Origin of the sequence: Corynebacterium sp. KPL2830 (assembly GCF_040225635.1) — a bacterium.
GTDB lineage: Bacteria > Actinomycetota > Actinomycetes > Mycobacteriales > Mycobacteriaceae > Corynebacterium.
On record NZ_JBEHFR010000005.1, the window covers coordinates 17,319 to 30,211 of the forward strand.

Annotated in this window: 11 protein-coding genes; 7 read left to right on the forward strand and 4 right to left on the reverse strand. The window is 58.2% G+C overall.

The window, feature by feature from the left end:
* Positions 1-78: 78 nt before the first annotated feature.
* Positions 79-957, forward strand: coding sequence for a phosphatidate cytidylyltransferase (locus tag ABRP87_RS02930; protein WP_349867633.1), 879 nt, complete (start codon positions 79-81; stop codon positions 955-957).
* A 115-nt stretch (positions 958-1,072) separates the two neighbouring features.
* Here the strand turns inward: ABRP87_RS02930 and ABRP87_RS02935 are convergent, their stop codons facing one another.
* The gene (locus tag ABRP87_RS02935) at positions 1,073-1,468 is read right to left on the reverse strand and encodes a LapA family protein (RefSeq protein ID WP_349867634.1); all 396 of its coding nucleotides are present in this window, start codon (positions 1,466-1,468) and stop codon (positions 1,073-1,075) included.
* Positions 1,469-1,572: 104 nt separating this feature from the next.
* Between ABRP87_RS02935 and rlmN the strand changes: the two genes are divergently transcribed.
* Positions 1,573-2,685, forward strand: a complete 1,113-nt coding sequence (gene rlmN, locus ABRP87_RS02940; protein ID WP_349867635.1) for a dual-specificity RNA methyltransferase RlmN — start codon at positions 1,573-1,575, stop codon at positions 2,683-2,685.
* Positions 2,686-2,863: 178 nt separating this feature from the next.
* Here the strand turns inward: rlmN and ABRP87_RS02945 are convergent, their stop codons facing one another.
* On the reverse strand, positions 2,864-3,322 hold the full coding sequence (locus ABRP87_RS02945; protein ID WP_349867637.1) for a DUF2631 domain-containing protein: 459 nt from the start codon (positions 3,320-3,322) through the stop codon (positions 2,864-2,866).
* 169 nt (positions 3,323-3,491) lie between these two features.
* On the opposite strand from ABRP87_RS02945, the gene dxr reads away from it, so the two are divergent.
* The 5 genes from dxr to map all read left to right on the forward strand — a co-directional run bounded on the left by dxr (position 3,492) and on the right by map (position 10,097).
* A complete protein-coding gene (gene dxr / locus ABRP87_RS02950) occupies positions 3,492-4,652 on the forward strand; it encodes a 1-deoxy-D-xylulose-5-phosphate reductoisomerase (protein WP_349867639.1) in 1,161 nt (386 codons plus the stop codon).
* 13 nt (positions 4,653-4,665) lie between these two features.
* Positions 4,666-5,874, forward strand: a complete 1,209-nt coding sequence (locus tag ABRP87_RS02955; protein ID WP_349867641.1) for a M50 family metallopeptidase — start codon at positions 4,666-4,668, stop codon at positions 5,872-5,874.
* 178 nt (positions 5,875-6,052) lie between these two features.
* Complete coding sequence (ispG, locus tag ABRP87_RS02960; protein WP_023022875.1) at positions 6,053-7,216, forward strand: flavodoxin-dependent (E)-4-hydroxy-3-methylbut-2-enyl-diphosphate synthase; 1,164 nt, start codon at positions 6,053-6,055, stop codon at positions 7,214-7,216.
* Between the two features lie 95 nt (positions 7,217-7,311).
* Positions 7,312-9,162: a penicillin-binding transpeptidase domain-containing protein gene (locus ABRP87_RS02965; RefSeq protein ID WP_349867643.1), complete on the forward strand. Its 1,851-nt coding sequence runs from the start codon at positions 7,312-7,314 to the stop codon at positions 9,160-9,162.
* A gap of 65 nt (positions 9,163-9,227) precedes the next feature.
* On the forward strand, positions 9,228-10,097 hold the full coding sequence (gene map, locus ABRP87_RS02970; RefSeq protein ID WP_349867644.1) for a type I methionyl aminopeptidase: 870 nt from the start codon (positions 9,228-9,230) through the stop codon (positions 10,095-10,097).
* A gap of 118 nt (positions 10,098-10,215) precedes the next feature.
* Here the strand turns inward: map and mtr are convergent, their stop codons facing one another.
* Together mtr and ABRP87_RS02980 are read right to left on the reverse strand one after the other, a co-directional pair.
* Complete coding sequence (gene mtr, locus ABRP87_RS02975; RefSeq protein ID WP_349867645.1) at positions 10,216-11,616, reverse strand: mycothione reductase; 1,401 nt, start codon at positions 11,614-11,616, stop codon at positions 10,216-10,218.
* 35 nt (positions 11,617-11,651) lie between these two features.
* Complete coding sequence (locus ABRP87_RS02980; RefSeq protein ID WP_349867646.1) at positions 11,652-12,698, reverse strand: alpha/beta hydrolase; 1,047 nt, start codon at positions 12,696-12,698, stop codon at positions 11,652-11,654.
* Positions 12,699-12,893 lie beyond the last annotated feature (195 nt).

The following is a 12,893-nucleotide window of genomic DNA, read 5'->3' on the forward strand; positions in this document are numbered from 1 at the left end:
TATACGTAGTATTTTTGTATAGGAAATAGATAAGCCCCGCGACGCGCATAAAAAGCCAATGGAAAGGAGCCGGTCACGGTGAGTGACGCCTTGAACCGCCGATTGCCGCAGCCGAAAAATGGTCCCGGCCGTGACTTACCGGCGGCTATTGGAGTAGGCGTGGGGCTCGGCGCCCTCGTCGTCCTCGCCGTGTGGGCTGGCCCCTTGGCCTGGTATGCGGTGGTAGCCGTCGCGGTCGGCGGGGCCATGTGGGAAGTTCTTACCCGCTTGCGGGAGAACTCGTACTATATCCCGCGCACCCTGTTAATTATTTTGGGCCAGGCCATGGTGTGGATTTCTTGGCCGCTGGGTGCGCCCGGCCTCGTGGCCGTCTATGTCACCGCCGTGCTCATTTTGATGTTCGGCAGGCTGTTTCATAACGGGCGGCATCGCCCACCCATCAATTACCTGCGGGACATGTCCGTCGGTATCTTCGTGCTGACGTGGATTCCGCTATTCGCGACCTTTGCGGCGATGCTGTCTTTGATTTCCACCCCGGTGGCCAGCGGTGCCGCTTCCATCGTGGTCTTTATGCTGTGCGTGGTTGCCTCCGATACGGGCGGCTATATCGTCGGCGTGATGTTCGGATCGCACCCAATGGCACCGGCCGTGAGCCCGAAGAAATCTTGGGAGGGCTTTTGCGGCTCCATTGCCTTCGGCATCATCGTTGGAGCGCTTTCCGTCCACTTCCTCTTGCACCACTCGGCGTGGGTAGGTGCTTTGATGGGCCTAGGCCTTGTCATTTGCGCCTCGCTGGGTGACTTGGTGGAATCGCAATTTAAACGAGAGCTGGGCATTAAAGATATGTCCCACATACTCCCCGGACACGGTGGCCTTATGGACCGCCTCGATGGCATGCTTCCCTCCGCCATGGTTACTTGGGTGGCCATGAGTTTTATGGCCAATTTTGCGGTTTAATCCGGGCTGAAGCAGCCGCGTGCCAGAGGGTGCTGAATATAAAACCGCCGCTTCCCACTACCTAGACAGAATAAGGTTCTAGGCGGGGAGAGCGGCGGTGGGGAGCTCTTTAGCCTTAGGCTTGCTTGCGCAATTGGCGGCGCAATTCCAGCATGCGCCACACACCTACCAGCGCCATGATGAGCGCGCCGCCGATGGTAAACATCAGATAGGCAATGCCCGCTGGGAACTGGCCCGACCAGCCGAGGAAGTTCATTGGAACTTCTTGCTGGTTTTGCATTATGAAGATGATCAACACGATTAGCAAGAGGAAACCGACAATGAGTGCTGCCCAAGTGCTAGCGGCAAAAGAACCTTGGGCTTTTTGCGAGGCGGCAGCAGGCTCGGTGGTGCCGGCGCCGGTGGAGACTTCTTTGCTTCCAGTCTCAGCCAGAGCGGCATTATCGCCTGCCGCGGTGGCCTCGTTATCGGAGGTGGAAAAGTCATCTTCGGGGTATTTCGGATTGGTCATATGTCCATTATTTATGTAAACCGTTCTAAAATTCCACTTGGCTATAAAATGAGGCGCTCCCAATTGGAAAATTTCCGGTAAACCGTGGAAAGATGGGCACCATTATGGCTCAACCAGTAAAACTTAACTTCTCTGCGCCGCGTCGCGGACTGCCACCCAAGCACTTTGCGGACCTCTCTGAAAGCGAGCGCATTGAAAAGCTCGCAGACATCGGCCTACCTAAATTCCGCGCTAAGCAAATAGCAAAGCACTACTACGAGCATTTCACTGACGATGTCGAAGAGATGACGGACATCCCCGCTGGCAAGCGTGAGGAGGTCAAAGAGGCCTTATTCCCTGAGCTCATGAAGCCTATTCGTACGACTTCTACCGATGATGGGGAGACCACTAAGTCCCTGTGGCGCTTGCACGATGGCACCCTTCTGGAGTCCGTCCTGATGCGGTACCCCGGCCGCGCTACGTTGTGCATTTCTTCCCAGGCTGGCTGCGGAATGGCCTGCCCGTTTTGCGCCACCGGCCAGGGCGGACTCGACCGCAACCTTTCTACTGGCGAAATCGTCGAACAGTTCCGCCATGCAGCCGCAGCGATGGCGGCCGAAGGCGGGCGCCTGTCCAACGTGGTGTTCATGGGCATGGGCGAGCCGCTGGCAAACTACAAACGCGTGGTCCAGGCGGTGCGCCAGATCACCGGCCAAGAGGGAACGGGCTTTGGGCTCTCGCAGCGCAATGTGACCGTATCTACCGTGGGCTTGGCACCCGCTATTCGCAAACTCGCGGACGAAGACCTTGCCTGCACGCTTGCGGTGTCGCTGCACACGCCGGATGATGAGCTGCGCGATAGCTTGGTTCCGGTAAATAACCGCTGGTCCGTCGATGAGGTCCTCGATGCCGCACGGTACTACGCCGATAAATCCGCCCGCCGCGTGTCAATCGAGTACGCCCTTATTCGGGATAAGAATGACCAGGATTTCCGCGCCGATATGCTAGGCCGCAAGTTGCACCAGAAGCTCGGCTCCAAGGTGCACGTTAACGTGATCCCTCTTAACCCGACCCCTGGCTCGGAGTGGGACGCAGCTCCTAAGACGCGGCTTGATGAATTCGTGCGCCGCGTCCAAGCACAAGGAGTGCCGTGCACTGTGCGCGATACTAAGGGCGATGAAATCGCGGCAGCCTGTGGCCAACTTGCCGCCGATGAACGAGAAGACATGTCGGCCTAAGAGCCCGCTGTCACAGCCACCTAGGCATTTTTGGATAAGTGCTTAGGTGGTTTTCTCGTTGTATTCTGCGTTTACACGTGCGGTGCAGTCAAACGCAGTACGGCTACGTACCCGGTAAAACCACAAAACCGCCGAGCCCCTCGCATTAAGGCGGCCCGGCGAGTTTCCGTAGCTAGGATTACAGCGCGTGCTTGCCGGAGCTTACCTCGGCAGCGTCGGACGCGGAGTCAACACGCAGGTGGGATACGCGGGAAGGCTCGATATTCAACGCGCGCAGCTGGGAGTCGGTCAACTCGGTGTAGGCACCGGAAACGGTCTTCTGATCATAAATCCAGTCACGTTGTTGGTGGCCGGCCGGCTTATTATTAGAGGTGATGGTGCGCACCTGGTTGAGCTTCGGCTCGAAGGTGAAGATGAGCAGGCCCACGACCAAAAGGACGGTCAGGGTAACCAGCCAGACGGTCTCCACGTGGCCCTTGTGGTTACCAAAGTTGAAACCAATCATGAAAATCACGGAGATCCAACCCGCGATTTGCACACCAGAGCGGCTGATGCGGGACCAACCGAAGCCTGCGGATGGAACATCTTCGGTAGAAACACCGTCATAAACCTGCGGTACCGGCTTGTGGGAAGACACTTGCTCTCCTTCGCTATCGCGTGTGTCCTTTTATCGAGGGGCACACCAATGCCATTTGACTGCCTACTATTTTAAAACATCGTGGCTGCAAAGGCGATTAAACACCCCCGCCTTCTTGCCCGGATCCACCCCATAGCCGGGCGGTGCAAATGACCGCTAGGGTAGAGGCGTGACTACTCAGCGAATACTTATTCTCGGCTCCACCGGCTCTATTGGCGCGCAAGCATTAGAAGTAATTGCGGATAATCCCGATAAGTTTGAGGTCGTGGGCATTGCTGCGGGCGGCTCTAATCCGCAGCAGATCATTGAGCAGGCCCGCGCCTTCCACCTTTCGTTTGACCACATTGCCGTAGCACAGCCTGCGGCGGCTGCGGAAGTTTCTGCGGCTTTAGGCGGCACAGTGGTTTCTGGCGATGGTGCAGCCGAAGAGCTGGTGCGCTCGGTTCCTGCCGATACCGTGCTCAATGCCTTGGTGGGTTCCCTCGGGCTCAAAGCCACTCTGGCGACGGTAGACATGGGCGAGTACCTCGCGCTTGCGAATAAGGAGTCCTTGGTTGCCGGCGGGACCTTGGTCACGAAATCCGCACGGCCAGGCCAAATCATCCCCGTGGATTCGGAGCACTCTGCAATGGCGCAATGCCTGCGCGCGGGCGAGGAAGGCGAGCTGGCCAAGCTCGTTCTCACGGCCTCGGGCGGCCCCTTCCGCGGTCAGACGCGTGAGCAGATGTGGGACGTTACCCCGCACCAAGCCGCGCAGCACCCCACGTGGTCCATGGGGCAGATGAATACGCTGAATTCCGCCACCTTGATCAATAAGGGGCTCGAGCTCATCGAAGCGACGTTGCTTTTTGACATTGAGCCAGAGCGCATCGATGTCACGGTTCACCCGCAGTCGGTCATTCACTCGATGGCCACTTTTAAAGATGGCTGCACTATCGCCCAGGCCTCTCCGCCATCGATGAAGCTGCCCATCTCCCTGGCGCTGAATTGGCCCCAGCGTGTGCCGGGGGCGCAGCCGGCCCTCGATTTTTCCCAAGCGCATACGTGGCATTTTGAGCCGCTTGATGATGTCTCTTTTCCCGCCGTATCCCTCGCCCGCGAGGCTGCGGCGCAGGGAACTGGAGTGATTTATAACGCTGCCAATGAAGAGGCCGCGGCGGCCTTTCTGGCTGGGCGTATCCACTTCCCAGAGATTGTTGATGTTGTAGGCGAGATCCTCGGGGAGTCTTCCCAGTTTGCTGGTGTAGTCTCTACCCTCGATGAAATCCTCGCCGTAGAGGGTGAGGCTCGCAGGCGTGCGAATGCGCGCATTGACCGTTTAGCTGACTAGAAAGCTTTCTTTAATGGCAAATTTGCTGGGCATAGTGTTTTTCGCCCTTGGCATTGGGCTGACCGTGGCACTCCATGAGGCGGGGCATATGTTTACAGCCCGCGCCTTTGGTATGCGGGTGCGGCGCTATTTTATCGGCTTTGGCCCGCGCGTCTTCTCCTTCCGCAAGGGGCATACCGAATACGGGCTTGCCGCGTTCCCGGTGGGTGGATTTTGCGATATCGCCGGGATGACCGCGCAGGATGAATTCCTCACGGAGGAAGAAAAGCCCTTTGCGATGTATAAAAAGCCATGGTGGCAGCGCATCATCGTCCTCGCAGGCGGTATTGGGGTCAACCTTATTCTCGGTTTTGTCATCTTGTATTTCGTGGCGATGACTGCGGGGCTACCCAACCCAGATGCCGATGTGCGCCCGCGGGTAGGGGATGTAACCTGCACCGCTGACCAAAAAGAAAACCAGGAGCTGGAATCGTGCACTGGGAACGGGCCCGCTGGTAAGGCCGGTGTCCAGGAAGGCGATATCATTCTCGCGCTCGATGGCGAGCACCTTGATTCCTTTACGCAATTGCGCGATGAGGTCATGCAGCGCCCCGGCGAGACCGTGACGCTTACCGTAGAGCGAGACGGTGAGGAAAAAGACTTCTCCATCGAATTGGAAACGGTCAAGCGCCTGAATCAACAGGGCGACTTGGTCGACGCCGGTTCGATCGGGCTGAGCAATGAGGTCCTCGACATCGTCGAGAAGTATTCAGCAACGCAGGCGGTTCCCGCAACGTGGCATTTCACCACCTATTCGCTCGAGGCCACGGTGGAGGGAATCAAACAATTCCCCGCTAAGGTACCGGGCGTGGTGGCCTCCATCTTTGGCCACGAGCGGGATGTCAACGGGCCGATGTCTGTCGTCGGTGCATCGCGGGTTGGTGGCGAACTCGTGGAGCGTTCCCTGTGGGCATCGTTCTTCATGATGCTGGCGACGCTGAACTTCTTCCTTGCTCTGTTTAATCTCATTCCGCTGCCGCCCTTTGACGGCGGCCATATCGCGGTCATCTTGTATGAGAAGATCCGCGATGGCGTTCGGAAACTGATGGGCAAGCAGCCGCTGGGTCCGGCCGATTACACCAAGCTTATGCCCATCACCTATGTCATGGCGGCCTTACTTATGGCGCTGGGCGTAGTGATAATCATCGCGGATGTGGTCAATCCGATCAGGCTATTTGGCTAGGTTCGTTAGCCCCTGTGCCCGCCGCGCGGCGTGAGTAGAGCGCCCAACGCTTAGCGCACGTGTGCAGCGCGAGCGCGCACTTTAGCGCTTAACCATCTAGTGCTAGAGTGGGGACGTTCAACACTTATTGTGCAATAACATTTAGCAACGAGCCACGAGCTAGAAATAAGGAGCATTCATGTCTAGTCCTATTGGTCTAGGAATTCCTGACGGGCCTCCGCCAGTATTGCACCCGCGCCGGAAAACGCGGCAATTGCACGTAGGCCCAGTGGGCGTTGGTTCTGACTACCCAATTTCGGTGCAGTCGATGACTAATACCAAGACCCATGACATCAACGGCACCCTGCAGCAAATCGCACAGCTTACTGCCTCTGGCTGCGATATCGTGCGCGTGGCCTGCCCAAAGCCGGTGGATGCGGAGGCGCTGCCGGCCATCGCCAAGAAATCCCCGATCCCGGTCATCGCGGATATCCACTTCCAGCCCAAGTACATCTTCCAGGCTATCGATGCTGGCTGCGCGGCAATTCGCGTCAACCCCGGCAACATTCGTGAATTTGATGGCCGCGTTAAGGAAGTGGCGAAGGCCGCTGGCGATGCGGGAATCCCCATCCGCATCGGCGTCAATGGCGGTTCGCTGGATAAGCGCCTGTTGGAAAAGTACGGCAAAGCCACCCCAGAGGCGCTCGTGGAGTCCGCTATCTGGGAGGCGGGCCTGTTTGAGGAGCACGGCTTTGGCGATATCGCCATCTCCGTTAAGCACTCTGACCCAGTCCTGATGGTGGAGGCCTACCGCCAGCTGGCTGCGCAGACCGATTACCCACTGCACTTGGGTGTGACGGAAGCGGGCCCGAAGTTCATGGGCACCATTAAGTCCTCCGTCGCTTTCGGCGCCCTTTTGGCAGAAGGCATCGGCGATACGATTCGCGTCTCGCTGTCCGCCCCGCCGGAAGAAGAGGTCAAGGTGGGAGACCAGATTCTCCAGTCCTTCAACTTGCGGCCGCGCAAGCTGGAAATCGTGTCCTGCCCGTCGTGCGGCCGCGCGCAGGTGGACGTGTACAAGCTGGCGGAAGAAGTTACCGCCGGCCTCGAGGGCATGGAATTTCCCATTCGCGTTGCCGTCATGGGTTGCGTCGTCAACGGCCCAGGCGAGGCCCGTGACGCAGACTTGGGCGTGGCGTCCGGCAACGGCAAGGGCCAGATCTTCGTCAAGGGCGAAGTGGTGCGCACCGTGCCGGAAGACAAGATCGTGGAAACCCTCATTGAAGAGGCAATGCGCATTGCAGATGAGCAAGGTCTCGAAGCCGTGGACGGCGCTAAGGCCGATGTCCGCGTGACGCAGTAAGCCGCATTCTTCAACGCGCTAATTTTTAATGGACTGCCCCGCACCTCGGTGTGGGGCAGTCTTTTTTGCTGCATGCGCTGCTAATGTGCCAAAGCATGAAGAAGTTATTCGCACTGGTTGCTACAGTCTCGCTTACTGCAACTGGTGTGGTTGCTTGTACCCCTAAGCCCGTATCTGCACAGCCGGTGGCAGAAGAGTTCATTGAAGGCATGGAGAGCCGAAATAACGAGGGCTTGGAGGAGCTTACGGATTCCCCCGATGACGCCACGCAGGCCCTCGATGATACTTATTCGGGCTTGCAGGCAGAGGGCCTCGATATTGAACTCGAGGGGGTAAAGCAGGACGAAACCGTGGCCACGGCGGATTATAAGGTCACGTGGGATCTGCCCAAGGACCGCAGCCTGAGCTATACCACGCAGATGACCTTGACCAAGGCCGAAGATGAGTGGACGGTGCGGTGGAAGCCCAGCATTATTCACCCGGACTTGGGCGCGCACCAGCACTTGGAGCTGCGCGCCTTGGAAGCCACGCGCGCCAGCGTCGTCTCCTCCAACGGGGTGGAGCTGATGAGCCCCGGGTTGAATTACCGCGTCATCGTGGATACGAGCTCGCTTTCCGATGTCCGCCCCACTGCCTCCAAGGTCAGCAGCGCCCTTGCTGCGGCGCACCGCGAGGACGACTCGATCGCGGAGGTGGACGCCAAAGAGCTCGCCGAAAAGCTAGAAAAGGCAGATTCTGCCTATTCGGTGGGCCTTTATACAGAAGAGCAGGAGTCCGTCATCCGCGCCAAGATGGAGGGGATGGACGGCGTCCGCATTAATGAAGAACCCGCGCTGGTGACCCGGGACCGCGGCCTCGCACCCGATCTCTTATCGCGCGTGCGCTCGGCCGTCAATGACGAGCTCGACGGCGAGACCGGCTGGTCCATTGCCGTCGTCAATGAGAACGGTGCGGCGCTTTCCGATGTCGAAAAGCATGCGCCCGAGGCCGCCCCTTCCATCAAGGTTGGCTTGGATTATGACGTCCAACGCGCGGCCCAAGAGGCAGTGGATCAGCGCTCGGACGCCCAGGCCATGCTGGTGGCCATCCGGCCTTCCAATGGCGATATCCTGGCTGTAGCGCAGACCGAAAAGGCGGACGAAGACGGCGACGTCGCCTTGCAAGGCCAATACCCGCCCGGCTCGGTTTTCAAGATCCTTACCGCCGCTGCGGGCGTGGAAAAGCAAGACCTGAACACGGATACCATCGTTCCGTGCCCTGGCACGATGGATATCTATGGCCGCGTGGTGACCAACTACAACGCGTTCTCGCTCGGCAATGTGCCGTTAAGCCGGGCCTTCGCCCAATCGTGCAATACCACCTTCGCGGATATTTCTACCAAGCTGGCACCCGGTGAGTTGAAGGAGACCGGCAAGAAGTTTGGCTTCGGGGTGGATTATGAAATCCCCGGGCTCACCACTACGACCGGCTCGATTCCGGAGGGCAAGGAAGTACTGGAGCGCACCGAAGCCGGTTATGGTCAGGGCCACGACCTTGCCAGCCCGTTCGGCATGGCTATGGTTTCTGCCTCTGTGGCGGCGGGAAAGACCCCAACGCCGAAGCTTATTGAGGGCCGCGAGACCAAGGCCTCGGAGAAGCCGGCGCAGATTTCTGAGGACGTGTTGAATAACGTGCGCGGCATGATGCGCCAGGTGGTCACCAGCGGTACCGCTCGCGGAATACAAGCAGGCGGAACCATTTACGGCAAGACTGGTGAGGCCGAGATCAATGAAGGCTCGCACGCGTGGTTTACGGGCTACCGGGAAGAAGACGATATCGCCTTCGCCACGCTCGTCGTGCTGGGCGGTGGCTCTGAATCCTCGGTAGCCATTACGGATAACTTCTTGCGGAAGCTGGATGATTACCGCTCGCGTCCCAATGATGGCCCAGCGCCGATGGTCGAATAATCCGCAGCCTCGGACGCGATACCCGGATACTGCGCTACGCGGTATGAGGACTACCATGGGCAATTATGAGTACTCGTGGAAAATTGAAGCCAGGTAAGCCAACCCCCATCCGGCCCGTGCCAGACGACATCGAGCGCCCGGAATATGTGTGGAAAGATGAGGTACAAGAGGCCATTGGTGAGTCTTTTGTACAGTCCCCTGAAGTGATTGAGAAGATGCGGGAGGCCTGCAAGATTGCGGCCAACGCGCTGAAGGAAGCCGGCAAGGCCGTAAAGCCTGGCGTAACGACGGATGAGGTCGACCGCGTGGCGCACGAGTATATGTGTGACCACGGTGCGTACCCGTCCACCCTGGGATACCGGGGATTTACCAAGGGCACCTGTGTATCGCTTAATGAAATCGTCTGCCACGGCATTCCGGATACCACCGTGATTGAAGAAGGTGACATCGTCAATATCGATGTCACCGCTTATAAAAACGGCGTGCACGGCGATAATAACGCCACCTTCTTGGCCGGTGACGTATCAGAGGAGCACCGCCTATTAGTAGAGCGCACCAAAGAGGCAACGATGCGCGGCATTAAGGCCGCAAAGCCTGGCCGCGAGATTAACGTTATCGGCCGCGTTATCGAGTCATATGCCAAGCGCTTTGGCTACAACGTTGTACGCGATTTCACCGGTCACGGTGTAGGACCCACCTTCCACAATGGGCTAGTGGTTTTACACCACGATTCCACCACGTACCGCGATATCTTGGAACCGGGCATGACCTTGACGGTAGAGCCGATGATCAATCTTGGTTCGCTGGATTACGATATTTGGGATGATGACTGGACCGTGCAGAACCGGGACGGTAAGTTCACCGCCCAGTTCGAGCACACCTTGGTCATCACCGATGATGGCAATGAAATTCTGACTATCCCCGATGAGGATTAATCGCCAGGGTCTTTCTTAAAAAGGCTCTAGACACGGCGAAAGCCGCCTCCTTTACCACTCGCGTGAATGACTGCGCGTAGCTTAGGGAGGCGGCTTTAGCTATGGGACTTTTGGGGGCTTAGTCCCACTCGAGACCCAAGATGGCGTTTTCTACGACCTCAGGCAGGGCTGGGTGGATCCAGTACTGCTTGCGGGCAAAGTCCCGCAGGTCGATCTCGTAGGTCAGCACGGTGATCAGCTGCTGGATCAGGGTGGAAGCCTGCGGGCCCATCAAGTGGGCGCCGAGGAGCTGGCCCGTCTTGCGGTCCGCAATCAGCTTGCAAATACCCGTGGTATCTTCCATGGCCCAGCCGTAGGCCACGTCGCCGAAGTTCTGAATCTTTACGGTGACATCGAAGCCCTGCTCCCGCGCTTCTTCTTCCTTCAAGCCCACAGTGGCGATCTGCGGGTGGGTGAAGATGGCGGCAGGAACGTTGTCATGCGGAAGCTCCTGCAGGTCCTCTGGGTGGAGCAGGTTGTGCTGGATGGTGCGGGCTTCGGCGTTGGCGACGTGCTTGAGCATGTAGGGCGAAGAGACATCGCCAAGCGCCCAGACGCCTTCTGCATCCGTGAGGCCATGCGCATCGGTGGAAATGCGGCCATTGTCCAGCAGCTTGATGCCGGCCTTGTCCACATCCATGAGATCGCCATTTGGCTTGCGGCCGGTGGCTACCAGGATGGCGTCTGCCTCGAGGCTCTCGCCATTATCGAGCTCCAGCTTTACGCCCTTGTCGGTTTCTTCCAGCTTGGTGCCATTAGCAATCCGCACATCGAAACGCTCGCGGGCAAGCTCGTTGAAGCGCGAGGAGATATCGGAATCGAGGTGGCGCAGCAAGGTCTCGCTGCGGTTGACCACGGTGACCTTGGTGCCGAGGCCATCGAAGACGTGGGCAAATTCCATAGCGATATAGCCGCCGCCCACGATGATCAGGCTTTCTGGTTGGCGGTCCATCCGCATGATGTCTTCGTTGGTGTAGTACTTCACCCCGGAATTGGCGTAGACCTCAGGGATTACCGGGCGGGAGCCGGTAGCAACAACGATCTGGTCGGCGCTGATGACGTGATCGCCGGTCTGGAGGGTTTTAGGCCCAACGAAGCGAGCGTGCTCATCGTAGACGGTGATATTCGGGGTCTTGTCGCCCCGGCGGTAGTCTTCGCCGCTTTGGGCGATCTGGTCGATGCGGTTGTGGAAAACGCGCTCCACAATCGAGTTCCACTCCACGTTGTTGACCTGGGCATCGATGCCAAGGCGCTCGCCTTCGCGGGCTGCGAGGGCGACATCGGCCGCGTAGACGTACATCTTGGTGGGGATGCAGCCGACATTCAGGCAGGTGCCACCGAATCGGCCCTTTTCAATAATGGCAATCTTCTTATCGTGAAAGTCGCGGTTGGCAATGGAGTTGCCGGAACCGGTGCCGATGATGATGAGGTCGTAGTGTTCCTCAGCGGCCGGAGTATTTGCTGTATCAATTGTGGTCATATCTGTACCTTAATCCATGTGTCCAATTTGGGTATTTATGCTGGTGTGGGCGCTTCCACGATGGTGGGAAGCCACGCATCGCACGCTGCGAAGGCCTCCTCTAGGGGGCGGGGGAGGGATAAAAAGACATCGTGGCGCGCACCTTCGATGGAACGCAGCGTGTAATGCGCATTGAGTTCTTTTGCCCACCGTCGGGTCTGTGTAACATCGATGATGCAATCGGCATGATTGACCGCATCGCAGTAGGGCGTGCCTAATAGCGAGCGGGTAGATTGCAGCGTCAATACGGGGACCCCGGCATTAATGCGCCCGCTGTGTATGGCATCGAAACCGTGGAAGACGGCGGCCAGCCAGCCGATATATTTCTTATGCCCGGCTAGGGGTTTCATGCTGAGGTCATAGTCCCACTCGCCGTAGAAATCACTGTGCACCGATTCGCCATAGGCGGTGAGATTGCCCCCAGGCAAGGCGGTCTTGGGTGCGATTTTGGCGGTGGAATATATCGCTGGCTTCAGCGCGGACACCGCCCAGCCGGGAACGCCCATCATGTCGAGCCAAGGGCTATTGAGGATTAGTCCTTTCAGGTGGGAGAATCGCTCCGGATCATGGCGGCGTAAAAAGTCCATCCACAGTGGCGCAATCAGGCCACCGGTGGAGTGGGCCATAACGAATACTTTGTCGTTTGCGATGGCATCGAGGGCCGCGGAAAGATCCGCGTTATATAAGGACAAATCCGAAACGTAGTGCCAGGACTGGCCCGGGCGGTGCGAGCGGCCGCATTTGCGGAGATCGACCGCGTAGAAATCGTAGCCTTGTGCCGCAAAGTGCTGTGCGACGTGCGTTTGGAAGAAGTAGTCAGTCATCCCGTGCAGCCATACCAAGGCCGGGCGGGAAGTGTGGGAAGGCGAGGAAGAATCGGCAGAGCCCGCCGCCGCGGAGCCTTCAGCCGAGCCTGGCATGTAGCGGACGAGGGTGGTGACAACTTCCCCCTCGCCATCGGGATCGGGACCAAGGTCGAGGGTGGCTGATTGAAAATCGGGGCCGAGCATATCGGGCCCCCATGACGGAGTTGCTGTAGCCATGACACGAGTCTAGTCAACTCTAGGGGCTCGCTACGGGAGCTGCGTGACCTGCCATTATTTCCGCACAATGTGAAGTGTATTACACGACGTCCTATATTGTGGTGACCAGGGTGGGGGAGAAAAACCAATCGAGAAAAGAAAAGCGTAAGGTAAGGCGTTAATGCGTGACACATCGGCAGGTTGTCTGTGCAAAAC